23 protein-coding genes and 1 tRNA gene are annotated in these 26,819 nt (G+C 70.9%); 14 read left to right on the plus strand and 10 right to left on the minus strand.

All coding sequences use genetic code 11. The features are described from left to right. Window positions 1-80: 80 nt before the first annotated feature. From ACIPTO_RS07620 to ACIPTO_RS07640, 5 genes are all read right to left on the minus strand, one after another. Window positions 81-605: a hypothetical protein gene (locus tag ACIPTO_RS07620; protein WP_401190831.1), complete on the minus strand. Its 525-nt coding sequence runs from the start codon at window positions 603-605 to the stop codon at window positions 81-83. 227 nt (window positions 606-832) lie between these two features. After that, window positions 833-1,666, minus strand: a complete 834-nt coding sequence (locus ACIPTO_RS07625; protein ID WP_401190105.1) for an S-methyl-5'-thioadenosine phosphorylase — start codon at window positions 1,664-1,666, stop codon at window positions 833-835. A gap of 99 nt (window positions 1,667-1,765) precedes the next feature. After that, window positions 1,766-2,086, minus strand: coding sequence for an FmdB family zinc ribbon protein (locus ACIPTO_RS07630; RefSeq protein WP_366316763.1), 321 nt, complete (start codon window positions 2,084-2,086; stop codon window positions 1,766-1,768). Window positions 2,087-2,156: 70 nt separating this feature from the next. Continuing rightward, window positions 2,157-3,434 (minus strand): MFS transporter, encoded by a 1,278-nt coding sequence (locus ACIPTO_RS07635; RefSeq protein WP_401190107.1) that lies wholly within the window; start codon window positions 3,432-3,434, stop codon window positions 2,157-2,159. Window positions 3,435-3,705: 271 nt separating this feature from the next. Then, window positions 3,706-5,286: a potassium/proton antiporter gene (locus tag ACIPTO_RS07640; protein WP_401190109.1), complete on the minus strand. Its 1,581-nt coding sequence runs from the start codon at window positions 5,284-5,286 to the stop codon at window positions 3,706-3,708. Window positions 5,287-5,480: 194 nt separating this feature from the next. Between ACIPTO_RS07640 and ACIPTO_RS07645 the strand changes: the two genes are divergently transcribed. Beyond that, window positions 5,481-8,231, plus strand: a complete 2,751-nt coding sequence (locus tag ACIPTO_RS07645) for a penicillin acylase family protein (RefSeq protein ID WP_401190110.1) — start codon at window positions 5,481-5,483, stop codon at window positions 8,229-8,231. Between the two features lie 49 nt (window positions 8,232-8,280). Here the strand turns inward: ACIPTO_RS07645 and ACIPTO_RS07650 are convergent, their stop codons facing one another. Continuing rightward, window positions 8,281-8,862: a 5-formyltetrahydrofolate cyclo-ligase gene (locus ACIPTO_RS07650; RefSeq protein WP_401190112.1), complete on the minus strand. Its 582-nt coding sequence runs from the start codon at window positions 8,860-8,862 to the stop codon at window positions 8,281-8,283. A gap of 132 nt (window positions 8,863-8,994) precedes the next feature. On the opposite strand from ACIPTO_RS07650, the gene galU reads away from it, so the two are divergent. From galU to ACIPTO_RS07685, 7 genes are all read left to right on the plus strand, one after another. Then, window positions 8,995-9,897 (plus strand): UTP--glucose-1-phosphate uridylyltransferase GalU, encoded by a 903-nt coding sequence (galU, locus tag ACIPTO_RS07655; RefSeq protein ID WP_366316753.1) that lies wholly within the window; start codon window positions 8,995-8,997, stop codon window positions 9,895-9,897. Window positions 9,898-9,902: 5 nt separating this feature from the next. Then, window positions 9,903-11,225, plus strand: coding sequence for a gephyrin-like molybdotransferase Glp (glp, locus tag ACIPTO_RS07660; RefSeq protein ID WP_401190114.1), 1,323 nt, complete (start codon window positions 9,903-9,905; stop codon window positions 11,223-11,225). 62 nt (window positions 11,226-11,287) lie between these two features. Beyond that, window positions 11,288-11,800, plus strand: coding sequence for a cyclic pyranopterin monophosphate synthase MoaC (gene moaC, locus ACIPTO_RS07665; protein ID WP_401190116.1), 513 nt, complete (start codon window positions 11,288-11,290; stop codon window positions 11,798-11,800). Further along, a complete protein-coding gene (locus ACIPTO_RS07670) occupies window positions 11,797-12,327 on the plus strand; it encodes a molybdenum cofactor biosynthesis protein B (RefSeq protein ID WP_401190118.1) in 531 nt (176 codons plus the stop codon). The genes moaC and ACIPTO_RS07670 overlap by 4 nt, the downstream gene beginning before the upstream one ends. 20 nt (window positions 12,328-12,347) lie before the next feature. Continuing rightward, on the plus strand, window positions 12,348-12,962 hold the full coding sequence (locus ACIPTO_RS07675) for a GNAT family N-acetyltransferase (protein ID WP_401190120.1): 615 nt from the start codon (window positions 12,348-12,350) through the stop codon (window positions 12,960-12,962). Between the two features lie 209 nt (window positions 12,963-13,171). Continuing rightward, window positions 13,172-14,527 carry a gephyrin-like molybdotransferase receptor GlpR gene (gene glpR, locus ACIPTO_RS07680; RefSeq protein WP_401190122.1) on the plus strand — a complete coding sequence of 452 codons (1,356 nt, stop codon included), beginning with the start codon at window positions 13,172-13,174 and terminating at the stop codon, window positions 14,525-14,527. Between the two features lie 61 nt (window positions 14,528-14,588). Next, window positions 14,589-14,662 (plus strand) — tRNA-Ala (locus ACIPTO_RS07685). A gap of 125 nt (window positions 14,663-14,787) precedes the next feature. Here the strand turns inward: ACIPTO_RS07685 and ACIPTO_RS07690 are convergent. Further along, window positions 14,788-15,453, minus strand: coding sequence for an ArsR/SmtB family transcription factor (locus ACIPTO_RS07690; RefSeq protein WP_401190123.1), 666 nt, complete (start codon window positions 15,451-15,453; stop codon window positions 14,788-14,790). A 70-nt stretch (window positions 15,454-15,523) separates the two neighbouring features. On the opposite strand from ACIPTO_RS07690, the gene ACIPTO_RS07695 reads away from it, so the two are divergent. Further along, window positions 15,524-16,462, plus strand: coding sequence for a hypothetical protein (locus ACIPTO_RS07695; RefSeq protein WP_401190125.1), 939 nt, complete (start codon window positions 15,524-15,526; stop codon window positions 16,460-16,462). 170 nt (window positions 16,463-16,632) lie between these two features. On the opposite strand, the gene ACIPTO_RS07700 is transcribed toward ACIPTO_RS07695, so the two are convergent. Then, window positions 16,633-17,109 (minus strand): GNAT family N-acetyltransferase, encoded by a 477-nt coding sequence (locus ACIPTO_RS07700; RefSeq protein ID WP_401190127.1) that lies wholly within the window; start codon window positions 17,107-17,109, stop codon window positions 16,633-16,635. A gap of 163 nt (window positions 17,110-17,272) precedes the next feature. On the opposite strand from ACIPTO_RS07700, the gene ACIPTO_RS07705 reads away from it, so the two are divergent. Continuing rightward, window positions 17,273-18,076, plus strand: a complete 804-nt coding sequence (locus tag ACIPTO_RS07705) for an exodeoxyribonuclease III (RefSeq protein ID WP_401190129.1) — start codon at window positions 17,273-17,275, stop codon at window positions 18,074-18,076. Here ACIPTO_RS07705 and ACIPTO_RS07710 read toward each other — a convergent pair. Then, window positions 18,064-18,696 (minus strand): MerR family transcriptional regulator, encoded by a 633-nt coding sequence (locus tag ACIPTO_RS07710; protein WP_401190833.1) that lies wholly within the window; start codon window positions 18,694-18,696, stop codon window positions 18,064-18,066. The two genes, ACIPTO_RS07705 and ACIPTO_RS07710, sit on opposite strands and share 13 nt — an antisense overlap. A gap of 216 nt (window positions 18,697-18,912) precedes the next feature. On the opposite strand from ACIPTO_RS07710, the gene ACIPTO_RS07715 reads away from it, so the two are divergent. The 4 genes from ACIPTO_RS07715 (at window position 18,913) to ACIPTO_RS07730 (ending at window position 22,646) form a co-directional block, all read left to right on the plus strand. Further along, window positions 18,913-20,517, plus strand: coding sequence for a flavin-containing monooxygenase (locus tag ACIPTO_RS07715; RefSeq protein ID WP_401190130.1), 1,605 nt, complete (start codon window positions 18,913-18,915; stop codon window positions 20,515-20,517). Then, a complete protein-coding gene (locus tag ACIPTO_RS07720; RefSeq protein WP_401190132.1) occupies window positions 20,514-21,452 on the plus strand; it encodes an alpha/beta fold hydrolase in 939 nt (312 codons plus the stop codon). The genes ACIPTO_RS07715 and ACIPTO_RS07720 overlap by 4 nt, the downstream gene beginning before the upstream one ends. Further along, window positions 21,449-22,369, plus strand: a complete 921-nt coding sequence (locus tag ACIPTO_RS07725) for an SDR family oxidoreductase (protein WP_401190134.1) — start codon at window positions 21,449-21,451, stop codon at window positions 22,367-22,369. Before ACIPTO_RS07720 ends, ACIPTO_RS07725 begins: the two co-directional genes overlap by 4 nt. Window positions 22,370-22,460: 91 nt before the next feature. Beyond that, entirely contained in the window at window positions 22,461-22,646 is a 186-nt protein-coding gene (locus ACIPTO_RS07730) for a hypothetical protein (protein ID WP_366316727.1), read from the plus strand. A gap of 831 nt (window positions 22,647-23,477) precedes the next feature. Here ACIPTO_RS07730 and ACIPTO_RS07735 read toward each other — a convergent pair. Beyond that, window positions 23,478-26,798 carry a S41 family peptidase gene (locus ACIPTO_RS07735; protein WP_401190136.1) on the minus strand — a complete coding sequence of 1,107 codons (3,321 nt, stop codon included), beginning with the start codon at window positions 26,796-26,798 and terminating at the stop codon, window positions 23,478-23,480. Window positions 26,799-26,819: the final 21 nt, after the last annotated feature.

Below are 26,819 nucleotides of genomic sequence, written 5' to 3' on the forward strand. Positions count from 1 at the left end.
AGAGGGACTTGACAGCAAGTCGCCGAGCCCGCGAAAGACCTGGTTCACCCGCCGGACCAGCACCGACACCCACCGGCTGATCAGCACAGCGTCACCGCCAGCCGTGCCGTGACGCTCGCGCCTGCCAGCCGCGCCGCCGTGCCGCGCGGTACCGACAGCACCACCAACGCCCCGCCGCCGTCCGCCACTTCGACCGGCTCGGGCACCTTCGTCACCCGCGCCCCGCGCGCGACCACATGCGCCTCGCCGCCCGCCGCCGACTCCTCTGCGGCGATCACATCGACCCGGTCACCCGCCCGCAGCAGCCGCACCGTGCCCGCGTCGGCGATCCGCACCGGCGCCGACACCCATTCCACCGCCCGGCGCTGCCGTACCGGATCGGCCGCCGGGTGCCCGCGCGGCCGTTCACTGTGCCGTACCTCCGCGGCCTCCCGCGGGCCGGCCGCCACGAGCGCCGCGGCCGTCAGCGCCAGCCCCGCGGCCACGGCGCGCCTCCGATGCCGTAGCAACCGGTGCAGCTGCCGGAGGCCGCCCCGCACCCGCACCGGCGCGAAGTGCGGCACCTCGCACGTGGGCGGAGCGTCGGTGCCCAACGGGCGCGGCACGGCGGCGGGACGGGGACCGGGACCGGGTGAGGCCGGGGAGAGCGGTCCTGACGGGGCTGTGAAGGGCGGACGGGAGAGGGACACGGGAAACACCACCTGCGACGAGGGATCAGCTTGCGGTCCCACGATGAGGCTTCGCGCCGATGCCCGCCGGAGCCCGTGCGGTACCCGCCGGTTGTGGACAACTCCCTCACCCGAACGGGACGTTCCGCCGCCCGGGTCCCCGGCTACGGCAGTACGAAGCCCGGGTCCATGCCGCCCAGCGCGTTCGCGCACAGGCAGTCCCGCTCCCCGCTCTCCGGCAGCGCGGCCACCGTGTCGAAGAGCACGCCACGCAGCCGGTCCACGTTGGCCGCGAACACCCGCAGCACCTCGTCGTGGGAGACGCCCTCGCCGGTCTCGGCGCCCGCGTCGAGGTCGGTGACGAGGGTCAACGAGGAGTAGCAGAGCTCCAGTTCACGGGCGAGCGCGGCCTCGGGGTGGCCGGTCATACCGACCACCGACCAGCCCTGCGCCTGGTGCCAGAGCGACTCGGCGCGGGTCGAGAAACGCGGGCCCTCGATCACCACGAGCGTGCCGCCGTCCACCGGCTCCCAGTCCCGCCCGCGCGCCGACTTCAGCGCGGCGGCCCGCCCGGCCGGGCAGTAGGGATCGGCCAGCGACACGTGCACCACGTTCGGCACCGCGCCGTCGGGCAGCGGGAGTCCGTCGAAGTACGTGCCCGCGCGGGACTTGGTGCGGTCCACCAGCTGGTCCGGCACCAGCAGCGTGCCCGGCCCGTACTCGGGGCGCAGCCCGCCCACCGCGCACGGGCCGAGGACCTGGCGGACGCCGACGGAGCGCAACGCCCAGAGGTTGGCGCGGTAGTTGATGCGGTGCGGCGGCAGATGGTGGCCGCGTCCGTGCCGGGGCAGGAACGCGACCCGCCGGCCGGCGATCTCGCCGAGGAAGAGGGAGTCGCTGGGGGGTCCGTAGGGGGTGTCCACCTCGACCTCGGTCACGTCGTCGAGGAACGAGTAGAAGCCGGAGCCGCCGATTACGCCGATCTCTGCGTTCGCCATGTCCCGCACCCTAGCGGCCCCCGAAAAAGCGGGGGGAGCGGGCTCCGGAAACACCGAGGACCCTGTCGTCGTACGACGACAGGGTCCCGCGAAAACGTCTTACGCGGCGGAGCTGCTGCTGGACGAGGAGCCCGAGCTCGACGACTTCGAGTCCGAGGAGGACGACGACGTCGAGGTGGTGGAGGGCTTCGAGTCCGAGGACGTCGACGGCTTCGGGGTGGCCGGCGTGCTGCTCGACGAGGAGCCGCGGCTGTCGTTCCGGTAGAAGCCGGAGCCCTTGAAGACAATGCCGACCGCGGAGTACACCTTCTTCAGGCGTCCACCGCAATTGGGGCACTCGGTCAGCGCGTCGTCGGTGAACTTCTGGACCGCTTCAAGGCCCTCGCCGCACTCGGTGCACTGGTACTGGTAGGTCGGCACTGTTGTCTTCCTCCTGGCACTCTCACTCAGTGAGTGCTAACGAGCGTCCATACTGACGTATTCCCGGGGATCAGTCCACTGCCACCGGCACGCGGTGACCGACGCCACGTGCCACGGTGTGGCTGTGGGGCCGGGTCGCCAGGCGCGAGCGCAGGGCCAGCAGGGTCCCCAGGGCGAGCACCGTGCCGACCATCGGGACCAGGAAACCGGCGCCGCCCCACAGGCGGTCCTCCAGCTGTCCCGCGACCGTGACGGCGGCGGCCTGGCCGAGGGCGACCGCGCCGGTCAGCCAGGTGAAGGCCTCCGTGCGGGCGCCGGCCGGGACGAGCCCCTCGACCAGCGTGTAGCCGGTGATCAGGGCGGGCGCGATGCACATGCCGACCAGGAGACCCAGGCCCGCCAGCAGCGGCACGGAGTGGGCGGTCCACAGGGCGGACGCGGTCAGCGCGAGCGCCGCGTACCCGATCAGGAGGCGGCGCTGCGGGGCCACCCTCCAGGCGACGGCACCGCAGACGATCCCGGAGAGCATGTTGCCCGCGGCGAACGTGCCGTACAGGACGCCGTTCAGACCCGGTTCGCCGATGGACTCGGTGAACGCGGCCAGGGAGACCTGCATCCCGCCGAAGACGGAACCGATGCCCAGGAAGGTCACGATCAGCACGCGCACCCCGGGGACGCCGAGTGCGGAGGCGTGCTCCACGCGTGCGTGCCCGGCGGCGACGGCCACCGTGGGCTGCGTGCTCTTCTGGGCGGCGAACAGGAGACCGCCGACGAGCGTCAGGGAGGCCTCGGTGATCAGGCCGGCGGCCGGGTTCACGGCGGTGCACAGGGCGGTCGCCAGGAGCGGGCCGAAGACGAAGGTCAGCTCGTCCGTGACGGACTCGAAGGCCGCGGCGGTGCTCAGCAGCGGGGAGTCCTGGAGCTTCACGCCCCAGCGGGCGCGCACCATGGGCCCGATCTGCGGCACCGAGGCACCGGTCGGCACGGCCGCCACGAACAGCGCCCACAGGGGCGCGTGACCGAGCGCGAGGGCCGTGAACGTGAGACCCGACAGGGCGTGCACCAGGACGCCGGGCAGCAGGACGGTCCGCTGTCCGTAGCGGTCGGCCAGGCGCCCGCTGTAGGGCGCGAACAGGGCCATGGAGACACCGGTGACGGCCGCGGCGGCACCCGCCGCGCCATAGGAGCCGGTGGTGTGCTGGACCAGCAGCACGATGGAGATGGTGAGCATCGCGAACGGCTGGCGTGCCGCGAAGCCGGGGAGCAGGAACGTCCAGGCGCCGCGCGTGCGCAGCAGCTGCCCGTATCCGGGACGGGATCCCGTCCCGGAGGTGACCGTGGATGCCACGGCCCGTGCCTTTCCGCCGCCTGGTAGCGCGCCCTGTGCGGGGGGCGCCGAGAGCTGTCCTCTTGCGCGGAACTGCGGTAGATACCGGTGCCCACTGCGGAGAGGGTTTCGGCCGCCATACGGTCGCGCCAGCACTGCTTCAGGCAGAGTTGGTTCGATCAGAATGTGCCTTCATCGTACAGGCGGCGAGGTGCGGTGAGCCTGTGAAAACGGGCACCACGCGCGCGTTCACCTGTGATTGGTGAACATGTGAACCGTACGAAACATGCCCTTAACGGCCGGCGCCGGTGACGTCCGTGCCCAGCCACCCCGCGAGCTTGCCGCCGTGGCCCACCGCACGCAGGCGCTGTTCCGCCGCGTCCCGGACGGGGTCCGTGGTGACCACGAGGAGTTCGTCGCCGCGCCGCAGGACCGTCGAGGGCAGCGGCACGAACGACTTCCCCTCGCGCACGACGAGGGTGACCGCGGCCCCGGCCGGCAGTCTCAGCTCGTTGACCTCGACGCCGTGCATCTTCGACTCCGCGGGGATCGCCACGGACAGCAGATGCCCGCGCAGCCGCTCCAGGGGCGCCGATTCGACTCCGAGGTCGTCGGCCTCCGCGCCCTGGCCGAGCCGCAGCTTGCGTGCCAGCCAGGGGAGCGTCGGTCCCTGGACGAGGGTGTAGACGACGACCAGGACGAAGACGATGTTGAAGACGCGACGGCTGCCGGAGACGCCGTTCACCATGGGGATCGTCGCCAGGATGATGGGCACCGCGCCGCGCAGTCCGGCCCAGGACATGAGGCTCTGCTCCTGCCAGGGCACCCGGAACGGCGTGAGGCTCACCACCACGCTGAGCGGCCGGGCGACCATCGTCAGCACCAGGCCGATGATGAGCGCGGGCCAGACGTCGTCCCCCAGTTCGTGCGGGGTGACCAGCAGGCCGAGCAGGACGAACATGCCGATCTGGGCGATCCAGCCGAGCCCCTCGGCGAACCCGCGTGTGGCGGGCCAGTGGGGCAGCTTGGCGTTGCCGAGCATCATCGAGGCGAGATAGACCGCCAGGAAGCCGCTGCCGTGCGCCAGGGCGCCCGCCGCGTACGCGGTGACCGCGATGGCCATGACGGCGATCGGGTAGAGGCCGGAGGCGGGCAGTGCCACGTGCCGGAGTCCCCAGGAGCCGAGCCAGCCCACCGCGAGGCCCATGGCGGCCCCGATGGCCAGTTCCAGTGCTATCTCGCCCACCAGCAGGTACCAGTGCTCGACGGGGCCCGCCGTGGAGAAGGCGACGACCAGGATGACCACCGGGGCGTCGTTGAAGCCGGACTCGGCCTCCAGCGTGCCCGTCACGCGCGTGGGGAGGGGGATCCGGCGCAGCACGGAGAAGACCGCCGCCGCGTCCGTCGAGGACACCACCGCCCCGATGATGAGCGCCTGCCGCCATTCCAGGTCGACCACGTAGTGCGCGGCCGCGGCCGTGACGCCGACGCTCACCGCCACCCCTGCCAGCGCCAGTGTGGCGGCGGACGACAGGACGGGCCTGACCTCTTTCCACTTCGTGCCGAGGCCGCCCTCGGCCAGGATCACGACCAGGGCCGCGTACCCGATGACCTGGGTCAGCTCGGCGTTGTCGAAGTGGATGTCGCCGACGCCGTCCTGCCCCATGGCGATGCCGATCCCCAGGTACACGAGCAGGCTGGGGAGCCCGCTGCGCGAGGAGATCCGGACCGCCGCCACGGCGACGAGCAGGACGAGCGAGCAGACGAGCAGAAGCTGGTCGAGGTGGTGGACAGTCAGTGGCCTTCCCTTCCTCGGCTGACGCGTCTCTGGGGCGACAGCGCACGTACGGGGGACGCGGGGCTGCGGCGCCATACATCCAAGTACTTCGTTACCTTACCTAACTCTTGACGTTTTCTTGACGCTTCTCGAGGCAGGATCGAACGCCCGTCCGCGTCAGTACCCGACTCCGCGTCAAGTCGCCCGGGACCCTGCGCCTATGGTTGCTCCAGCGCTCAGTCAAAAGCACAGCCCGCCCTGCCGCTCGCGTTAGGACAGCAAGGACAGCGATGCCCCCCAACACCACCGCCTCATCGGGTCATAAGCCCGGCAAGTCCGGCAGGAAAAAGGGGCGCAAAGCCCGTCTATTGGTGCTTGTTCTGGTACTGGCCATCATCGGGGGCATCGCCTACGGCGCGTACTGGTCGATCAGCACGGTCCGCGCGTCCCTTCCGCAGACCACCGGATCGATCACCCTCGACGGCCTGTCCGGACCCGTCGACGTGAAGCGCGACAGCTACGGCATCCCGCAGATCTACGCGTCCTCCGACGAGGACCTGTTCATGGCCCAGGGCTACGTCCAGGCGCAGGACCGGTTCTACGAGATGGACGTGCGCCGGCACATGACCTCCGGCCGGCTCTCCGAGATGTTCGGCAAGGGCCAGGTCAAGAACGACGAGTTCCTGCGCACCCTGGGCTGGGACCGGGTGGCCCAGAAGGAGTACGACACCACGCTGTCGGCCTCCACGAAGAAGTACCTCCAGGCCTACGCCAAGGGAGTCAACGCCTACCTCAAGGGCAAGGACGGCAAGGACATCTCCCTGGAGTACGCGGCCCTAGGGTTCGAGAACGACTACACCCCGCAGAAGTGGACCCCGGTCGACTCGATCGCGTGGCTCAAGGCGATGGCCTGGGACCTGCGCGGCAACATGCAGGACGAGATCGACCGCGCCCTGATGACCACCCGCCTCGGCCCCCAGCAGATCGCGGACCTGTACCCGGAGTACCCGTACAGCCGCAACCAGCCGATCGTCACCGAGGGCGAGTACAACGACTACACCAAGACCTTCGGCGACGCCGACAGCTCCACCGGTACGTCCACGGGCGGCACGACGGGCTCGACGTCGTCCTCGTCGGGTTCGGCCTTCACGAGCCAGCTCTCGGGCCTCTCGGACGTCCTGGAGGACCTCCCGACGGCGGTCGGCGTGAACGGCCAGGGCATCGGCTCCAACTCCTGGGTCGTCGCCGGGAAGAACACCATCACCGGCAAGCCCCTCCTGGCCAACGACCCGCACCTGGAGGCCTCGCTGCCCTCCGTCTGGTACCAGATGGGCCTGCACTGCCGCGCCGTCTCCAGCAAGTGCCAGTACGACGTCTCCGGCTACACCTTCGCGGGCATGCCGGGCGTCATCATCGGCCACAACCAGAACATCGCCTGGGGCATGACCAACTCCGGGGTCGACACCACCGACCTCTACCTGGAGAAGCTCTCCGGGGACGGCTACCTGTACGACGGCAAGACGAAGCCCTTCACGACCCGCACGGAGACCATCAAGGTCGCCGGCGGCGCGTCCAAGAAGATCGTCGTCCGGGAGACCAACAACGGCCCCCTGCTGTCCGACCGCGACGACGAACTCGTGAAGGTCGGCAAGAAGGCCACCGTCGACACCGCGGCCCCCGACAGAGGCGACGGCTACGGCATCGCCCTGCGCTGGACCGCCGAGGACCCGGGCACCACCATGGACGCCGTCTTCGCCATCGACAAGGCGTCCAACTGGACCGAGTTCCGCGCGGCCGCCACGAAGTTCGACGTGCCCTCCCAGAACCTCGTCTACGCCGACACCAAGAACAACATCGGCTACACCCTGCCCGGCAAGATCCCCACGCGCGGGAAGGGCGACGGCTCGCTGCCGGTGCCCGGCTGGGACCCCAAGTACGACTGGACCGGCTACATCCCGCAGGCCGCCCTGCCGTACGAGTTCAACCCGAAGCGCGGCTTCATCGTCACCGCCAACCAGGCCGTGATCGACAAGGACAAGTACCCGTACACGCTCACCACGGACTGGGGCTACGGCACCCGCAGCCAGCGCATCACCGATCTGATCCAGTCGAAGATCGACGGCGGCGGCAAGATCTCCACCGACGACATGCGGCAGATGCAGCTCGACGACAGCAGTGAGATCGCCAAGCTGATCGTGCCCAAGCTGCTGAAGCTCGACATCGACGATCCGGACGTGCGCGAGGCCCAGAAGCTCCTGGAGGGCTGGGACTACACCCAGGACGCCGATTCGGCGGCTGCCGCCTACTTCAACTCGGTCTGGCGCAACATCCTCAAGCTCGCCTTCGGCAACAAGCTCCCCAAGGAGCTGCGGGTCAAGGGCCAGTGCCTGTTCGTCACGCCGGTCGACACCACCGGGCCCGCCGACGAGACCAACCAGAAGGTCCGCGAGTGCGGCGAGCGCGACGCCGACGAGGCGCAGCCGGACGGCGGCGACCGCTGGTTCGAGGTCGTCCGCAAGCTCATGGACGACCCCACCAACGACTGGTGGAAGACCCCCAAGTCGGGCAACCGCCCGGGGGCGACCACCATGAACCAGCTGTTCGAGCGCGCCATGATCGACGCCCGCTGGGAGCTCACCGCCAAGCTCGGCAAGGACATCGACACGTGGAGCTGGGGCAGGCTGCACCGCTTGTTCCTGAAGAACCAGACCCTGGGCACCGAGGGGCCCGGCATCGTCCAGTACATCCTCAACCGCGGCCCCTGGAAGCTCAGCGGCGGCGAGGCCACGGTCAACGCGACCGGCTGGAACGCGGCCGGCGGCTACGGAGTCGTCTGGGTGCCGTCGATGCGCATGGTGGTCAACCTGGACAACTTCGACAAGTCCAAGTGGATCAACCTCACCGGAGCCTCCGGGCACGCCTACAGCGCGCACTACACCGACCAGACCAGCAAGTGGGTCAACGGTGAGCTGCTGCCCTGGTCGTTCTCGTCCAAGGCGGTCGACGACAGCACGAGCGACACCCTGGTGCTCAAGCCGTGAATCGTTGAACGAACTGAAATGGCCCTCCACGCGCGCGTGGAGGGCCATTTCAGTTACCGGGGAACCGCCGCACACCCGAAGGTGTCACCACGGCCCGCACCGGCCGGTCGTGGGCCTCCGCGGGGACGCGCTCGACGACCTCGGAGTCGTACAGCAGCACCACCGGCGCGGGATGCGCGCCCGCCCGCTCCAGCCGCGCCAGCACGCGGTCGTACGACCCTCCGCCGCGGCCCAGGCGCATCCCGCGCCCGTCGACCGCCAGACCGGGCAGCAGGACGACGTCGGCGGCCGTTACGGCGTCCGGGCCGAGCCGCTCGCCGGTGGGCTCGAACAGGGCCATCTTTCCGCCGTGTTGGACCCGCGCGAGCGAGCCCTCGCCGCTGTAGGCGCCCCAGTCCAGGTCGTTGTCCGGGAGGAGCACCGGCAGCAGCACTTCGATGTCCCGCGCGCGGAGTGCGTCCAGGAGCGCGAGCGTCCCGGGCTCGGTCCCGACGGAGACGTAGGCCGCCACCGTGCGTGCCTGCGCCAACTCCGGCAGTTCCAGGGCACGGTCGGCGAGCGCGTCGCCCGCCCCCCGCACGTCATCGGCCGTCAACCTGTTCCTCACCATGAGGAACTCTCGTCGCAACATTCGCTTGTCAGGCTCGGCTTCACGTCCCAGGTCACGCACTGGTCCCACACGCCCCTTTCCTAATCTGCTCATATGAGAATGTTTCAGCCAGTGCCACAGATTCCGCACAAAGGCACCGGATAAGGTTCGGGCATGACTCAGTCGCACCCCAGGATCAGCAAGGCTGTCATTCCCGCAGCCGGTCTCGGCACCAGGTTCCTGCCGGCCACGAAGGCAACTCCCAAGGAGATGCTGCCGGTCGTGGACAAGCCCGCGATCCAGTACGTGGTCGAAGAGGCCGTGTCGGCTGGGCTCGACGACGTCCTCATGATCACAGGACGCAACAAGCGCCCTCTTGAGGACCACTTCGACCGCAACTACGAGCTCGAATCCGCCCTCCAGAAGAAGGGCGACGCGGGCCGGCTCGCCAAGGTCCAGGAGTCCAGCGACCTCGCGACCATGCACTACGTCCGCCAGGGCGACCCCAAGGGCCTCGGCCACGCCGTGCTGTGCGCCGCCCCGCACGTCGGCCAGGAGCCCTTCGCCGTCCTCCTCGGGGATGACCTGATCGACCCCCGCGACCCCCTCCTCGCGCGCATGGTCGAGGTCCAGGAGCTGCACGGCGGCAGCGTCGTCGCCCTCATGGAAGTCACGCCCGAGCAGATCCACCTCTACGGCTCCGCGGCCGTCGAGGCCACCGCGGACGCCGACGTCGTCAAGGTGACCGGCCTGGTCGAGAAGCCCGACGCGGCCGACGCCCCGTCGAACTACGCGATCATCGGCCGCTACGTCCTCGACCCCCACATCTTCGACATACTGCGCAAGACCGAGCCGGGCCGCGGCGGCGAGATCCAGCTCACCGACGCCCTCCAGCAGCTCGCCACCGACGAGAAGATCGGCGGCCCCGTGCACGGCGTCGTCTTCAAGGGCCGCCGCTATGACACCGGCGACCGGGGCGACTATCTGCGTGCCATTGTCAGACTCGCGTGCGAACGTGAAGACCTGGGGCCGGACTTCCGGGCCTGGCTTCGCAGTTACGTAGCCGAGGAGATGTAGCAACGTTGAGCACCGCCGCGACCCGCACCGCAGGACCCGACCACCTCTGGACGGTGGACGAGCACCTGGAGGACATCCTCGCGACCGTCCGCCCCCTGGATCCCATCGAGCTCCAACTGCTCGACGCCCAAGGCTGCGTCCTGGTCGAGGACATCATGGTGCCGGTCTCGCTCCCGCCCTTCGACAACAGCTCGATGGACGGGTACGCGGTACGGGTCACGGACGTCGCGGGCGCGAGCGAGGAGTACCCGGCCGTCCTGACGGTCATCGGTGACGTCGCGGCCGGCCAGGCCGAGTCCCTTCATGTGGGCCCCGGAGAGACCGCCCGCATCATGACCGGCGCCCCGCTCCCGCCCGGCGCCGAAGCCGTCGTCCCCGTCGAGTGGACCGACGGAGGCCTCGGCGAGGGCCCCGTCGCCGGCATGCGGGCCCGCAGCCAGTCCCCCGAGGGGGCCGACGGCCACGTGCACGTGTACCGCTCGGCCGAGGCACGCGCGCACGTACGCGCGCAGGGCAGCGACGTGAAGGCGGGCGACCGCGCCCTGACGGCCGGCACCGTCCTCGGCCCGCCGCAGATCGCCCTCCTCGCCGCCATCGGCCGCGGCACCGTCCGCGTACGCCCGCGCCCGCGTGTGGTCGTCATGTCCACCGGCAGCGAACTCGTCCAGCCCGACGAGCAGTTGGGCAGCGGCCAGATCTACGACTCGAACAGCTTCGCCCTCACCGCCGCCGCCCGCGACGCCGGAGCCATCGCCTACCGGGTGGGCGCCGTCGCCGACGACGCCGAGACCCTCCGCTCCACCATCGAGGACCAGCTCGTCCGCGCCGACCTCATGGTCACCACCGGCGGCGTGAGCGTCGGGGCCTACGACGTCGTCAAGGAGGCGCTGTCCTCCGTGGGGGACGAGGACGAGGAGGGCGCCGGGATCGACTTCCGCAAGCTCGCCATGCAGCCCGGCAAACCCCAGGGCTTCGGCTCCATCGGCCCCGATCACACCCCGCTGCTGGCCCTCCCCGGCAACCCGGTGTCGTCGTACGTCTCCTTCGAGCTGTTCGTCCGCCCCGCGATCCGCACCCTCATGGGCCTGGACGACGTGCACCGTCCCAGGACCCGGGCCACGCTCACCGCGGACAAGGCACTGACCTCCCCGAAGGGCCGCAGACAGTTCCTGCGCGGGACCTACGCCGACGGCGCGGTCACCCCCGTAGGAGGCGCCGGATCGCACCTCGTGGCGGCCCTCGCGCTCGCCGACGCGCTGATCGTCGTCCCCGAGGAGGTCGAGTCCGTGGAACCCGGCACCGAGGTCGACGTGGTCCTGCTCGGCTGACTGCCACTGGTTGGCGGTACCGTGTCGCGCACAACACGCCCGGACCGGGAGCGCCACACAGCATGACTGAGCCTTTCCGGGGGAGCACCTCCGGACCCCCTGCCCACGACCGACTGACGCACATCGACGAAGCGGGCGCCGCCCGGATGGTCGACGTGTCCGGCAAGGACGTGACCGCGCGCACCGCCACCGCCACCGGACGCGTCCTCGTCTCGGCCCGCGTGGTCGAACTGCTGCGCGGCGAGGGGGTCCCCAAGGGCGATGCCCTCGCCACCGCGCGCATCGCCGGGATCATGGGCGCCAAACGCACCCCGGACCTGATCCCGCTCTGCCACCCGTTGTCGGTGTCGGGTGTGAAACTGGATCTGTCGGTCGCGGACGACGCCGTACGCATCCGGGCCACCGTGAAGACGACGGACCGCACAGGCGTCGAGATGGAGGCGCTCACCGCGGTCTCCGTCGCCGCGCTCACCGTGATCGACATGGTCAAGGCGGTCGACAAGGAAGCGGTCATCACGGACGTGCGTGTGGAGGAGAAGTCGGGCGGCAAGTCGGGCGACTGGAGCCGGACATGACGCCCGACAGCACGCTGCCCCGGCCGTATCGCGCCCTGGTGGTCACGGCCTCCAACCGGGCCGCCTCCGGCGTCTACGAGGACAAAGGCGGCCCGCTGGTCGCCGACGGCCTCAGAAGCCTCGGCTTCGCGGTCGAGGGGCCGCGCGTGGTCCCCGACGGCGACCCGGTGGCGGCCGCGCTGAGAGCCGCCGTGCAGGACGGCTACGACGCCGTCGTCACCACCGGCGGCACCGGTGTCTCGCCCACCGACCGCACCCCTGAGGCGACCCGCGCGGTCATCGATTACGAGGTGCCGGGCATCGCCGAGGCCATCCGGGCGTTCGGACGGGAGAAGGTGCCGACCGCGGCGCTCTCCCGGGGGCTCGCCGGAGTCGCCGGGCACACACTGATCGTCAACCTTCCGGGGTCCACCGGCGGTGTGAGGGACGGCCTCGCCGTCCTGGAACCCCTGCTGGCGCACGCCGTCGACCAGATCCGCGGCGGCGATCACCCCAGACCCGCCGACACCAGTGGGGGTGCGAGCTGAACAGCCCATCCTGGCCCGCCGTGCTGGTGGACGGCGACATCGTCCTGAGGCCGATAAAGCTGCGCGACCAGCGGTCCTGGCGCGAGGTCAACCGGCGCAACCGGGACTGGCTGCGCCCCTGGGAGGCGACGATCCCGCCGCCCACCCCCAGCGGGCCGATCGCGCACCGGCCGACGTACCGGCAGATGGTCCGGCATCTCCGTTCCGAGGCGAACTCGGGCCGGATGCTGCCGTTCGTCATCGAATACCAGGGTCGCCTGGTCGGGCAGTTGACGGTGGCCGGGATCACCTGGGGTTCCATGTGTTCGGGCCACATCGGTTACTGGGTGGACGAGTCGGTGGCCGGGCGCGGAGTGATGCCGACGTCCGTGGCACTCGTCGTCGACCACTGTTTCCGGACCGTGGGACTGCATCGCATCGAGGTCTGCATTCGCCCGGAGAACGGCCCCAGCCGCCGGGTCGTCGAGAAACTCGGATTCCGCGAGGAGGGGCTCAGGCCCCGCTATCTCCACATCGACGGCGCCTGGCGCGACCACCTCGTCTTCGCCCTCACCGCGGAAGAGGTGCCCGAGGGGTTGCTGAGCCGCTGGCAGCGGGCACGCTCCCGGAGTACCCCGCACGACAATCCCGCATAGCCCGGAGGGGTGGAAGTCCGGGACGCCAGAAAATGGAATAAGTGTTCGAAAGTGATCGACGGATGACCGCCTTGGGGCAATGAATTCACCAACTCGGCGGCCCGCTGATCGCATCGGTCACAAAAAAAGCTCGAAATATCAGCCAGATCGTGCGACACACCGGCTCAATTGGCAGATGGCCTCACACAAACCCCTCTACCGTGTGAGGCGTGAGCAGCAGCGGCCTCATCTACGCAGTCATTGTCGGGGCCTGGGCCGCCTACTTGGTGCCGATGTGGCTCCGTAGGCAGGACGAGCTGAACGAGGCCCGTCCGACGGAACGCTTCAGCACCGCCATCCGGCTGCTGTCCGGACGGGCGGGAATGGAGCGCCGGTACGCCAAGGACCTGCGGGCGCGCTCCACCGAGGAGGGGGAGTCCGGCGCCGACGCCTCGGACGCCGTCACCGACTCGGTGGACGTCCGGGCCTTCGCCATGCCCCCGGCCCGTCCCCAGGTGCACGCACCCGTCCGCCAGCAGAGCCAGGAACGGCCGGAAGCGGCGCGAGAACCGGAACGCGGAGCGGTCCGCGAGTCGGAGCGCGCGGCGGCGCGGGAAGCGGCGCGCGAGCCCGAGCACGCGCCGGTCCGCGAACCGGCGCGCGATCAGGCGCCCAAGTCGGCTCCCCAGCAGGCCTCCGCGTCCGCCAAGGCGCCCAAGTCCGCCTCCATGCCCGCGCGCAAGCGCGTCCCCGCCGCGCGGCGCAGCCCCGCCGATGAGGCCGCGGCAGCGCGCGCCCGGCGGATCAAGGTGCTCGCACGCCGCAGACGTACCACCGTGATGCTCTTCCTCGCCTTCACGCTCGGCGCGATCGTCGCGGCGGTCGGCGGACTCGCCCTGCTCTGGGCGCCCGGTGTGCCGGCGGTGCTGCTCAGCGGATACATCGCCTACCTGCGCACCCAGGAACGCCGCCGGTTCGCCTACCAGATGGACCGGCGCAGGGCCGAGGTCGCCGCGCAGCGACTGCGGGAACGCCAGCCGCGTCGCCGCGCGTCCGTGGACGCCGGGCTCGACGACGCCGAGGAGGGCCCGGAACCGGAGACCGACCCCGGGCTGTCCGCGCTCGCCGCCGACCGCCGCGCCCTCGTCGAACAGACCGACCACGCCGAGTGGGTCGACCAGCAGCGCGAGCGGCAGCGCCGTCCGGGGCAGGGCGACAGCTGGGACCCGGTGCCGGTCCCGCTGCCGACGTACGTCACCGCACCGGTTGCACCGCGCGCCACGTCCGACGTGGACCTCGGGGCGCCGGACGCGTGGAGTTCGGCCCGGTCCAGTCCCGTGGTGCCGGAGCAGGAGGCACAGCCGGGCTCGCGGGACGAACACGACGCGCGGGAGGCCCAGCACGCCCACGACGGCCACGACGCCCGGGACGAGGACGCGGAGGACGCGTCGGAGGACAGGGCGACGGCGGACGGCCGTACCGACGCCCGCCGCGCGGCCTCCGCCCGCCGCGCCCGCGAGCGGGGCCGCACCCCGCTGTTCGATCAGTACGAGGACGGCGAACGGCCTCGCGCGGCCAACGAGTGACCAGGCAAGGAACGGATTTCCAAGCACCCTGACGGGGATGCTAGAGTTTCACTCGTTGCAAGGGCCTGTGGCGCAGTCTGGTAGCGCACCTCGTTCGCATCGAGGGGGTCTGGGGTTCAAATCCCCACAGGTCCACCGCAATGACTGTTCTTGAGTTCACTCAGGGGTAGTTGACGAGATCCCGTCCGATCTTCACGATCGGGCGGGATATTCGTCGTTTCCAGGGGCCTTCGCCCGCAGCCGAGTTGGGGTCATTGGGGTCAATCGGCGGGAAGGGCGAACCACCGCAGATGTACGGGGCGGGCGCCGGGAGGCGCGTCTTCCGGGCCCCGCGAGAAACGGGCCAGGAGCTCCAGGTAGGCGTCGTGGAAGGCGTCGACCTCTTCCACGGTGAGATGGCTGAGGCTTCGTGAGCCGCGCATCCAGCCCTGTGAGTCCGCCTGTTCCGCCATGAAACGGCGGGTGAGTTCGATGTCCTCCTCCATCCGCAACCGGTCGAGCGTGCCCGCGACGGCACGCTCGCCGTCCGTCATCTCGTCCTGCGCGGGCCTGCGGATGTCCAGCCCGCGCACCGCCTGCCACCACCGCTCGCGTCCGCCGGGGCTGTCCGGGACGTCCTCGATGAATCCGCCCTGCTCCAGCCGGCGCAGGTGATAGCTGAGCGTGCCGGTGTTCTCGCCGAGGGCGGTGGCGAGTGTGGTCGAGGTCGCCGGTCCGGAGATGCCGAGGTGGCGCAGGATCCGTAGCCGGAGCGGGTGGGCGAGCGCCTTCAGCGCGGCGGGGTCGCTGACCTGGCGCCGGGTGTCGTCGGCGGGCTCGGGAGCCGGGGGGAGGTCCGACGCGGGGTGCGCGGGGTTCGGCGTGCGGTTCGGCTCAAGGTCGTCCCCTGCGGGATCCGGTGCGGGGAGTTCCTGCGATTCGCTCATGGCGGCAGAGTACAGCCGATGCTCTGCAGACTTTTCTCTGCAGACCTTTCCATGCAGAGAAAAGTCTGCAATGCTGGATGCAGGCCGCTCCTTCGAGTCGGTCGACCCGACGCTTCATTCGGAGGTCGCCATGCTTCGTGCCGCCCGTACAGCCCATGCCGCCCGCACGGTTCGCGCGGTGGGCGCAGCTACCGCAGCTACCGCGGTTCGTTCGGTTCGTCTGGTTCGCGCGGTGCGCAGAGTTCACGCAGACCGTTCGGTGCGGACGCCCCGTCTGGCTCGGCGGTTCGTGCTGTCGCTGGCCGCACTGACCCTGGGGGTGGGTGTGACGGCGGGGTCGGCCCACGCGGCTGTTCCCGCCCCGGCGCGAGGTATCGACTTCGGTGCCTGTCCCGCGCTCTCCGAGCTTCCTGAGGGTGCCGATCCCGGGGCGTGGCGGTGTGAAGCGATGACCGCCAGCGGGCACATGACCCTCGGTCGCTTGGATCAGTCGCTCGGCAGGGGCATGGCAATCACCTTCGCCGAGGGCACCGTCGACGGACAGGTCCGCCAGGTCTTCGGCGCCATGACGGCTGCTCCTGTGCGCGTCCGGGGCATACCGCTGGTGATCACGCCTCGGTACGCGGGCTACTTCGACTTCCAGTCGAACGACCAGCGGCGCGGCGAGCTGAACCTGACGTTCGCGATCTCGGGGCCGGCCGTGCCGCCCGGCTGTTCCATCGGCACCGACGCGGATCCGGTGCGGCTGGTGCTGAAGGAGACCGCGGCGTCGACCGTCGTCTCGCAGGATCCGCTCGTCCTCGCGTTCGGGGTGGCGGACAACCGGTTCACGGCACCGAGGACTTCGGGCTGCGGCCGTCTGGGGCCGGTGCTCGACGCCGTGCTCCGGATGCCGTCACCGGCCGGCGCGAACAGCCTCGCCTTGAATGCGCGGGTGGGTCTCCGGGGATACGGCGAGGCGGGCGCGCCCGCGTCTCGGGCGGGTGGGCTCATATCCCGGTCCGGGTGAGAGGGCGAAGGGAGCGGGGGCCGGCCGCTTCCCTGGCTGCCGCATCACCCGCCCACCCCATAGCCCACCACCCCGTAATCCGCCCACCCCGGGACCCGCCCACCCCGGGACCCGCCCACCCTGGGCGCCCACCCTGGGCCCCGCCCGGCCCGCTCGCCGTCGCGAACCGGTCAGAGCCCCTTCGCGAAGCACCGGCTGTCCGCGTGGAAGCGGTAGTAGCCGAACTTCACGCAGGGCTCGTAGCCGCTGGAGGTGTAGAGGGCGATGGCCTCCGGTTGCTTGATGCCGGTTTCCAGGACCATCCGGGTGCGGCCGGCGGCGCGGGCGTTCTCCTCCAGGGTGGCCAGCATGCGGCGGGCGAGGCCCAGGCCGCGGGCCTGCTCGATCACGTACATGCGCTTGAGTTCGGCGTCGCCGTTCTCGTTGCCCTCGCCGTTGGCGTCCTGGGAGCGCCAGCCGCCGGTGGCGACGGGGGAGTCGTTCTCGTCGTACGCGATCAGGTACACGCCGTTCGGTGGGGTGAAGTCCGCCGGGTCCAGGGTGGTGGCGTCGCCTCCGTCGCCGTAGCGGACGTGGTACTCCGCCTGGACCTGGTCGTTCAGCTTCACGGCGTCGGGGTGGTCGAACGGGACGGGGCGTATATTCATGCCGAGTATCGTACTTCTATGCGTAGGGAGGGGTTGTGGAGAACAGGGTAGGACCGCGGAGGGCCTCGGGAGTCCGCGCAGTGTCGCGAGGGTTCGCGGAGGACTGTGACGGTCCGCGCAGGGTGGATCCGGACTCCGTCCAGTGTGCCGGTATTGTGCCCGAGTGCTCACTGTGACCTCTGCCAATGTGAATGGACTGCGGGCCGCCGCGAAGAAGGGCTTCGTGGAGTGGCTCGCGGAGACCTCCGCCGATGTGCTCTGTCTGCAGGAGGTGCGGGCCGAGCCGCAGCAGCTGCCGGAGCACGTCCGCGCCCCTGAGGGCTGGCACGTCGTGCACGCGCCGGCCGCCGCCAAGGGTCGCGCGGGGGTCTCCCTCTACAGCCGGCGTGAGCCGGACCGGGTCCAGGTGGGCTTCGGGTCGGCCGAGTTCGACGGGAGCGGCCGTTACGTCGAGGTCGACCTGCCCGGTGTCACGGTGGCGAGTCTGTATCTGCCCTCGGGGGAGGTCGGTACCGAGCGGCAGGACGAGAAGGTGCGGTTCATGGGCGAGTTCCTCGCCTATCTGAAGGAGCTGCGGGAGCGGGCCGCCGCGGATGGGCGCGAGGTCGTCGTCTGCGGTGACTGGAACATCGCCCACCACCCCGCCGACCTCAAGAACTGGCGGGCGAACCAGAAGAGTTCCGGCTTCCTGCCGGAGGAGAGGGAGTGGCTGGGCGCCGTCCTGGACGCCGGGGACGGTGGGTACGTGGACGTCGTGCGCGGGCTGCATCCCGACGTCGAGGGGCCGTACTCCTGGTGGTCCTACCGAGGGCGGGCGTTCGACAACGACAGTGGCTGGCGGATCGACTATCACGTGTCGACGCCGGGGCTCGCGGTCAAGGCGGTCAAGGGGTTCGTCGAGCGGGCGGCCACGCATGACGAGCGGTGGTCGGACCACGCGCCGGTGACGGTGGTCTACGACCTCTGATCGGCCTGGCGGAGTCGGCGGTCCATGGCCATCGACAGTTCCGCCTCGACGACGCTCTTCGCGAGGGGGCGCAGTCGTTGCAGGTCCTCCGGGGTGCGGCCGCCGGAGATGACCAGGCCGGTGAAGAGTTCGGCGAGGGCGTCGGTGTGCTCGCGGACGCGGCGGCCCGCGGCGAGGACGTCGGCGAGGGGGATGCCCTCGCGGACCAGGGCGGCCGTGACGTCCAGCAGGCGGCGGCTTATGTGGACGATCTCGCTGCCGTCGGTGCCGAGGTAGCCGAGTTCGAGTGAGGCGGCGAAGTTCTCCGGGGTGGCCTGGTCGCCGAAGTAGTCGGCGAGGGCCTCCGGGGTCAGCCGGACCGGGGTCTCCTCGGTGGGGGCGCCGAGGCCGAGCAGTTCGCCGACGTTGCGGCCGTGGTCGAAGGCCTCGGCGAGTTCGGCGATGCCGTTGAGGGTGTGGCCGCGTTCGAGAAGCGCCGAGATGGTGCGCAGGCGGGCCAGGTGCGTCTCGTCGTACCAGGCGATGCGGCCCTCGCGGCGCGGCGGGTGGATGAGTTTGCGCTCGCGGTAGAAGCGCAGGGTGCGCACGGTGATGCCGGCCTCCGCGGCCAGTTCCTCCATGCGGTACTCGCGCTTCTCCGTCCGCTCCGCCTTCTCCGTCTGCTCCGCCTTCTCCGCCACGCCCGCACCCTACGTCGTGGTCCGGGGACGTGGGTGGGCGGCCGTTGATTCAAATGCGCTCGCCCCTACCCCTACCCATCGGTAAGGAGCTGTTCTACGCTCCGATTGCGCCAGTGTTCACTGGCGCGGTAGCTAGGTCGTAGGGAAGGGCACGGGATGACCGAACACGAGCATGTGCGGGTGGCGGTGATCGGGTCCGGGTTCGGCGGGCTGGGAGCCGCGGTGCGGCTGCGGCGCGAGGGCGTCACGGACTTCGTCGTCCTGGAGCGCGCCGACAGCGTGGGCGGGACCTGGCGGGACAACAGCTATCCCGGCTGCGCCTGTGACGTACCGTCCCATCTGTACTCGTTCTCCTTCGCGCCGAACGCCGAATGGCCGCGCACGTTCTCCGGGCAGGGGCACATCCGCGCCTACCTGGAGCACGTCACGGACGTCTTCCGGCTCCGGCCGCACCTCCGTTTCAACAGCGAGGTGAAGACGATGACGTGGGACGCGGAGCGGCTGCGCTGGGACATCGAGACCACCAGCGGTTCGTACTCGGCCGACCTCGTCGTCTCCGCCACCGGGCCGCTCTCCGACCCCAAGGTCCCGGACGTCCCGGGGCTCGACACCTTCCCCGGCCAGGTCTTCCACTCCGCGCGCTGGGACCACGACTACGACCTGCGCGGCAAGCGGGTCGCCGTGGTCGGCACCGGTGCCTCCGCGATACAGATCGTGCCGGCGATCCAGCCCCAGGTGGAGCGGCTCACCCTCTTCCAGCGCACCCCGCCTTGGGTGATGCCCCGCGTCGACCGCGCCATCAGCGGCGCCGAGCGCGCACTGCACCGCGCGCTGCCCTTCACCACCCAGGCCCGGCGCGGACTCCTGTGGGGCATAAGGGAGTTGCAGACCCAGGCGTTCACGAAGCACCCCGACCAGCTCGCCCTGGTGGAGCGGCTGGCCAAGCGGAACATGGCCCGCGCCATCAAGGACCCGGCGCTGCGCGCCAAGCTGACCCCCGACTACCGCCTCGGCTGCAAGCGCGTCCTGCTCTCCAGCGCCTACTACCCGGCGCTCGCCCGGCCCAATGTCGACGTCGTGGCCAGCGGGCTGAGCGAGATCCGCGGTTCGACCGTCGTCGCGGCCGACGGCAGTACGGCCGAGGTCGACGCGATCGTCTTCGGTACGGGCTTCCACGTCACGGACATGCCGATCGCCGAACGGGTCATCGGCGTGGGCGGACGGACCCTCGCCGAGGCCTGGCAGGGCGGTATGCAGGCGCTGCGCGGGACATCGGCGGCCGGGTTCCCGAACTGGATGACCGTGATCGGGCCCAACACCGGCCTCGGCACGTCCTCCATGATCCTGATGATCGAGTCCCAGCTGAACTATCTCGCCGACTACATCAGGCAGTTGGACGTGCTGGGCGGACAGGTCGCGCTCGACGCCCGCCCGAGCGCCGTCGGCGCGTGGAACCGGTGGGTGCAGGAACGCCTGAAGCGGACCGTCTGGAACACCGGCGGCTGCACCAGCTGGTACCTCGACGCGAACGGCCGCAACACCACCGTCTGGCCCGGCACGACGGCCGAGTTCCGCAAGGCGACCCGGCGCGTGGACCTCACGGAGTACGAGGTCGTCCGGGCGGAGACCCGGCCGACGGAGGCCGCGGAGGCACAGGTCGTGGGGACGGAGGCCGCGGAGGCACAGGTCGTGGGGACGGAGGCCGCGGAGGCGCAGGTCGTGGGGATGGAGGCCGCTGAGGCGGAGGTGGCCAGCGCGTGAGCAGGCTCATGCATGTCTCGTCCGGGCGTTTCGAACCGCCCGTACCCGTCCGTGAGTTGACCGTCACCTCGGCCGACGGCTCCCGGCTGCACGTCGAGGTGCACGGGCCCGAGGAGGGCGTGCCGACCGTCGTCCTCGCGCACGGCTGGACCTGTTCCACCGCGTTCTGGGCCGCGCAGATCAGGGAGTTGGCGGTCGACCACCGGGTCGTCGCCTACGACCAGCGGGGCCACGGGCGCAGTCCCGCGGCCCGCGCGTACAGCACCGACGTGCTCGCCGACGACCTGGACGCCGTACTGGAGAAGACACTTCGGGGCGGCGAGAAGGCGGTGGTCGCCGGGCATTCCATGGGCGGGATGGCGGTGCTGGCGGCTGCTTCGCGGGCGCGGTTCCGGGAGCATGTCGTGGCCGTTCTGCTGTGCAGCACCGGGAGTTCGCGGCTGGTGGGCGAGTCGCTCGTGGTGCCGATGCGGGCCGGACGGGCGCGGACCTGGCTCACCCGGAAGGTGCTCGGGTCGCGGGCGCCGCTCGGGCCGGTCACGCCGACCGCCCGGCGGATCCTCAAGTACGCGACGATGGGCGCCGGTTCGGCACCCGACATGGTCGAGGCCTGCGCGCGGATCGTGCACGCGTGCCCGCGGGGCGTGCGGCACGCGTGGTCGGAAGTCCTCGACACGCTCGATCTCGACCACGGCGTACGGGAGTTGGCGGTGCCCACGGCCGTCGTCGTCGGGACGGCGGACCGGATGACGCCGCCGGTGCACGCGCGGGGACTGGTCGCCGCGCTGCCGCAGTGCGTCGGCAGCACCGAACTCCCCGGGCTCGGCCATATGACACCCGTCGAGGCGCCCGAGCTGGTCAGCACGAAGATCCGCGAACTGGCCGCCGCATACGCGCAGTTCAGTCAGGGCGATCAGGTCAAGGAGGGCGCATGAGCAAGGTGAGTCTTGAGGGCCAGGTCGCGGTCGTGACCGGGGCCGCACGGGGTGTCGGCGAGCTGCTCGCCCGCAAACTCTCCGCGCGCGGAGCCAAGGTGGCGCTCGTCGGGCTGGAGGCGGACGAGCTGAAGCAGGTCTCCGAACGGCTGCACACCGACAGCGCCCACTGGTACGCGGACGTCACGGACCACGAGGCGATGGCCCGGGTCGCGGCCGAGGTCAAGGAGCGGTTCGGGAAGGTCGACATCGTCGTCGCCAACGCGGGAGTCGCCAGCGGAGGGCCGTTCCTCGACTCCGATCCCGTCGCCTGGCGGCGGGTGATCGAGGTCAATCTCATCGGGTCCGCGGTGACCGCGCGGGCGTTTCTGCCCGTGCTGATGGAGAGCCGGGGATATCTGCTCCAGATCGCCTCCCTGGCCGCGATCACTCCGGCGCCGATGATGACCGCGTACTGCGCGTCCAAGTCCGGCGTCGAGGCGTACGCGCACAGTCTGCGGGCCGAGGTCGGACACAAGGGCGTGCGGGTCGGCGTCGGATATCTGTCCTGGACCGACACGGACATGGTGCGCGGGGCCGATCAGGACGACGTCATGCGGGAGTTGAGGTCGCGGCTGCCGTGGCCCGCGAACAAGACGTATCCGCTCGGGCCGGCCGTGGACCGGATCGTCGCCGGGATCGAACGGCGGTCCAGCCATGTGTACGGGCAGTGGTGGCTGCGCGGGATGCAGGGCGTGCGGGGGTATCTGCCCGGGGTCATCGGGACCGTCGGACAGCGGGAGATGCGGCGGTTCGGGGCGCGGCTGGACGGGATGCGGTCGGGGCTCGTCGGGGCGGGTGGGGCGGCGGACGACGCGGCGCGGGCTGCGCGGACCACTCGGGCCACTCAGGCCAACCGCGCTACTCAGCGTGACTGATCGAGATGCGGGGGGTTACCGGGCGTGTGAGTCTGGACGAGGCCCCACCGACGGGGCCGTGAATCCCCCACCTGCACGGGAGTGAACCCACATGGGTATGAAGGACCAGTTCCAGGACAAGGCCAAGGACCTCGCGGAGAAGGCGAAGGACCGGATGGACCAGGGTAAGGACCAGGCGCGGGACCGGGGGCAGCAGCGGGAAGAGGACGCTCAGCGTACGGGGCAGGGTGCGCGGGAGCGGATGGATCAGGAGATGGAGCGGGACTACGACGCGTAGCCGCTGCGCTTGGCTTTTGCGGTGTGCGTGGGGCGCCCTGTTGTTGGGGCGTCCTGCGTTTTTTTGTTGGCGGGTGCGGGTGCGGGTGGGTGGGGGCTGGTCGCGCAGTTCCCCGCGCCCCTGAAAGGCGGGGTTGGTCGCGTAGTTCGCCGTGCGGCCTGAACGGTGAGGGCTGGTTGCGGAGTTCGGCGCGCGCCTGAACGGTGTGGATTGGTCACGCCGTTCCGCGTGGCCCTGAACGGGTGGGGGTTGGCGTAGCCCCTCGTGCAAGAACGCCTTTTCTCCGCGCGCGTCCCTCCGCACGCCGTTTCCCGAGGACGTCCTCTCTATAGTCCTCAGTCCTCTCTCTGCGCGCCCCCTCCCTCCTCAAGGGCGTCCTCGCTCCGCGCACCTCTCGTCGAGGACGCCGCCTCTCAGCGCACCCCGTACCTTTTCTCGGGAACACCACTTCCTCGCGCGGCCTTCTCGGGAACACGCCTCTTCTCCCCACGCTCGTGTCGGGAACACCACTTCCCCGCGCGCCCTTCTCGGGAACGCCTCTTCCCCGCGTGCTCGTGTCGAGGACGTTCTTCTCCGCGCGGCCTTCCTTCCTGGGAACGCCCTCTCCGCGCGCCCTTTCTTGGGGACGCCGCCTCTCCACGCGCCTCCTTCTCCAGGACCCCGCCCTTTCGCGCGCGCCCTTTTTGCGGACGCCACCTCTCCGCGCCCCCTTCTCCAGGGGACGCCACCTCTCCCCGCACGCCCCCTTCTCCAGGGTTCCGCCTCTCCGCGCGCGCCCCTTTCCCCAGGGCTCCGCCTCACCATGCGCGCCCCTCCCCAGGTGCCTTCGGCTCACGTGCGTGGGGGGAGTTGGGGGCGGGAGCGGTTCGGTGCGTTGTTGTGGTCTGGTGGGGTTGCCGGTGGGTGGATGGCCAGGAGGTCCAGGGCCAGTTTGATGGCGTCGTCCAGTTGGGCGTGGCGGCCCTCCGCCCAGTCCAGGGGGGTGCGGAGGATCTCCAGGTCCGGGGTCACGCCCCGGTTCTCCACCGACCAGCCGTACGCGTCGAACCAGGCCGCGTTCATGGGGACGGTGATCACCGTGCCGTCGCCGAGTTCGTGGCGGCCGGTCATGCCGACCACACCGCCCCAGGTGCGCTGGCCCACCACCGGGCCGAGTTTGAGCAGCTTGAACGCCGCCGTGATCATGTCGCCGTCCGACGAGGTCGCCTCGTCGGCGAGGGCGACCACCGGGCCCCTGGGGGCGTTCGAGGCGTACGACACCGGTTGGGCGTTGCGGGTCAGGTCCCAGCCGAGGATCGTGCGGGTGAGCTTCTCCACCACCAGCTCGCTGATGTGGCCGCCCGCGTTGCCGCGTACGTCGACGATCAGGGCCGGGCGGGAGACCTCCAGGCGCAGGTCGCGGTTGAACTGGGCCCAGCCGGAGCCGCCCATGTCGGGGATGTGGAGGTAGCCGCAGTGGCCGCCGCTCAACTCCCGTACCACGGCCCGGCGTTTGGCCACCCAGTCCTGGTAGCGCAGGGGGCGTTCGTCGATCAGGGGGACCACGGCGACCCGGCGGGCCCTGCCTTCGCCGTCCGCCGGGGTGAAGGTCAGCTCGACCGTGGTGCCGCCCGCGCCCGCCAACAGGGGGAACGGTCCCGTCAGCCGGTCCACCGGGCGGCCGTCGACGTGGGTCAGGACCGCGCCCTCCCGGATGCCGGTGCCGGCCAGCGGGGAGCGGGCCTTGGAGTCCGACGACTCGCCGGGGAGGATGCGGGCCACCGTCCAACCACCCTCCCTGCGCACGAAGTTGGCGCCCAGCAGGCCCTGGCGGCGCTGGTAGTGGGGCGGGCCCTCGTTGCGGCGGGACGGGGTGACGTAGGCGTGCGACGTGCCCAACTCGCCCAGGACTTCGCGGAGGAGGTCCGCGAAGTCGTCGGGGGACGCGACCCGGTCGACGAGCGGGCGGTACTGGTCCAGGACCCCGGTCCAGTCGATGCCGCACATCCCCGGGTCCCAGAAGTACGCGCGGATCAGGCGGCCCGCCTCCTCGTACGACTGGCGCCATTCGGCGGGCGGGTCGACCTCGTGGAGGATGCGGCGGAGGTCGATCCAGACCGTGGAGTCGCTGTCGCCGGACTCGGTCGAGGGGACCGCGCGGAGTTCGTCCTCGTCGACCACCACCAGCCGGGTGCCGTCGCCGCTCACCGCGAACCAGTCGAGGTGGTCCACGAGTTCGGACTTCTTCGCCTTGCTGATGTTGAAGTACTCAAGGGTCGGGCGACCGCTGGTGTCGTCCGGGTTGGCGAAGGTCTCGCCCAGCGCGCCGGAGATCGGCCAGCGCAGCCAGACCAGGCCGCCGCCCGAAACCGGGTACAGCGCCGAGTACTTGGAGGCCGCCACCGGGAACGGGGTGACCCTGCTCTCCAGGCCCTCCACCTCCACGGTCACCGTGCCGTCGGCGCCCTCGTCGTCCTCCGCCGCGTCCAGGCCACCGGCGGCGGGGCGGCCCTCCGGGGTCAGCGCGAAGGGGGAGGGCGTGGCCGAGGAGAGGGGGACGAGGTAGGGGCGGCAGCCGAGCGGGAAGGAGAGGTCGCCGGTGTGGACGTCGTAGACCGGGTCGAAGCCGCGCCAGGAGAGGAAGGCGAGGTAGCGGCCGTCCCTGGTGAAGACCGGGTTCTCGTCCTCGAAGCGGCCGTTGGTGACGTCGACGATCAGGCGGTCCTTCATCCGGGCCATCTTGATCTGGCGGAGGCTGCGGCCGATGCCCGGGTGGGACCAGGTCAGCCAGCTGCCGTCGGGGGAGAAGGCGAGGTCGCGGACCGGCCCGTTGATCGAGCGGATCAGCTCGGTCACCTTGCCGCCTCCCCCGGACCCCGTCCGGGACGCGCCTTCAGAGTCCCTGGAGTCCCCTGAGTTCGTGGAGTTCCCGGCGTTCCCGGAGTCCGCAGCGTCCCCGGCGTCCTCGGTGGCGTCGAGGAGGAGCAGGCGGCCGTCGTGCGCGGCGATCGCGAGGCGTTCGCCCGCCGGGTCCGAGACCAGTTCCAGGGCGCGGCCCACCTCGCCGGAGGCGAGCCGGCGGGGCTCGCGGTCGCCGGTGGCGCGGGGGAGGTAGGCGATCTCGACCGCGTCCTCGCCGTCGGCGTCCGTGACGTAGGCGACCTGGCCGCCGGAGCCCAGCATCTCGGGGAGCCGGACGCGGACGCCCGGGGTGTCGGCGATGGTGCGGGCGGGGCCGTCGCGGTGGGTCAGCCAGTACAGGCTGCCGCGGACGACGACGGCGCTCGCGCGGCCCGTCTCGTCGACCGAGATGCCGTCGACGTGCTGGGCGGCGGGGACCTGGTAGGTGCGGCGGCCCGGGCGCGGGCCGCTCAGCCGCACGTCCAGCCTGCGCGGGACCGACGTGGGGGACAGGTCGTCGACGATCCACAGGTCACCGGCGCACTGGTACACGACGCGGGTGCCGTCGCTCGCCGCGTGCCGGGCGTAGAAGGCGTCGTGGTCGGTGTGGCGGCGCAGGTCGGAGCCGTCGTGGGAACAGGAGTAGAGGTTGCCGACGCCCTCGTGGTCGGAGAGGAAGGCGATCCGGCCGTCGACGAACATCGGGGAGTGCAGATGGCCCCCGATGTCGGCAAGGAGGCGGCGGCCGTGCAGCCAGAGGCGGCCCGTCGCGCCGCCGCGGTAGCGCTTCCAGGCGGCCGGTTCGTGCGGTGGGGTGCCGGTCAGGAGGAGGGTCTGGTGTTCGCCGCCGATGTCGGCGAGCTGGATGTCGGCGACCGGGCCCCAGGGGAGCCGGCCGCCGGGGTCGCCGTCCGTGGGGACCTTGTGGGCCCAGGTGAAGTAGGAGAACGGTTCGCCGTGCGAGGCCACCGCGAGGATGTCGCCGTCGGGGGTCCAGCCGCAGACCTGGGTGTCGGGGCTGCCCCAGTACGTGAGGCGGCGGCCGGGTCCGCCCTCGACCGGCGCGAGATGGATCTCCGGGACCAGGCTGCGCCAGCTCGTGTACGCGATGTGGCCGCCGTCGGGCGAGAAGCGGGGGTGGCCGACCTTGGTGCGGTCGACGGTGAGCCGCCAGGCGCGGCCTCTGCCGTCGAGGGGGGCCAGCCAGAGGTCGTCCTCGGCCACGAAGGTCAGGAGGTCGCCGCTGAGGTGCGGCAGGCGCAGATAGCTCACGTCCCTATGCTTTTCCGGGGG

It is taken from the genome of Streptomyces sp. NPDC090083 (assembly GCF_044747445.1).
In the GTDB taxonomy this organism is placed as follows: Bacteria; Actinomycetota; Actinomycetes; order Streptomycetales; family Streptomycetaceae; genus Streptomyces.

Excerpts from the sequence above, each read along its gene's own strand:
- ACIPTO_RS07625 (WP_401190105.1), bottom strand. The coding sequence starts at position 1,666 with ATGGCGAACGCAGAGATCGGCGTAATCGGCGGCTCCGGCTTCTACTCG.
- ACIPTO_RS07640 (WP_401190109.1), bottom strand. The coding sequence starts at position 5,286 with ATGGCGCCGCAGCCCCGCGTCCCCCGTACGTGCGCTGTCGCCCCAGAG.
- ACIPTO_RS07645 (WP_401190110.1), top strand. The coding sequence starts at position 5,481 with ATGCCCCCCAACACCACCGCCTCATCGGGTCATAAGCCCGGCAAGTCC.
- ACIPTO_RS07650 (WP_401190112.1), bottom strand. The coding sequence starts at position 8,862 with ATGTTGCGACGAGAGTTCCTCATGGTGAGGAACAGGTTGACGGCCGAT.
- galU (WP_366316753.1), top strand. The coding sequence starts at position 8,995 with ATGACTCAGTCGCACCCCAGGATCAGCAAGGCTGTCATTCCCGCAGCC.
- moaC (WP_401190116.1), top strand. The coding sequence starts at position 11,288 with ATGACTGAGCCTTTCCGGGGGAGCACCTCCGGACCCCCTGCCCACGAC.
- ACIPTO_RS07670 (WP_401190118.1), top strand. The coding sequence starts at position 11,797 with ATGACGCCCGACAGCACGCTGCCCCGGCCGTATCGCGCCCTGGTGGTC.
- ACIPTO_RS07690 (WP_401190123.1), bottom strand. The coding sequence starts at position 15,453 with ATGAGCGAATCGCAGGAACTCCCCGCACCGGATCCCGCAGGGGACGAC.
- ACIPTO_RS07695 (WP_401190125.1), top strand. The coding sequence starts at position 15,524 with ATGCTGGATGCAGGCCGCTCCTTCGAGTCGGTCGACCCGACGCTTCAT.
- ACIPTO_RS07700 (WP_401190127.1), bottom strand. The coding sequence starts at position 17,109 with ATGAATATACGCCCCGTCCCGTTCGACCACCCCGACGCCGTGAAGCTG.
- ACIPTO_RS07710 (WP_401190833.1), bottom strand. The coding sequence starts at position 18,696 with ATGGAGGAACTGGCCGCGGAGGCCGGCATCACCGTGCGCACCCTGCGC.
- ACIPTO_RS07715 (WP_401190130.1), top strand. The coding sequence starts at position 18,913 with ATGACCGAACACGAGCATGTGCGGGTGGCGGTGATCGGGTCCGGGTTC.
- ACIPTO_RS07725 (WP_401190134.1), top strand. The coding sequence starts at position 21,449 with ATGAGCAAGGTGAGTCTTGAGGGCCAGGTCGCGGTCGTGACCGGGGCC.
- ACIPTO_RS07730 (WP_366316727.1), top strand. The coding sequence starts at position 22,461 with ATGGGTATGAAGGACCAGTTCCAGGACAAGGCCAAGGACCTCGCGGAG.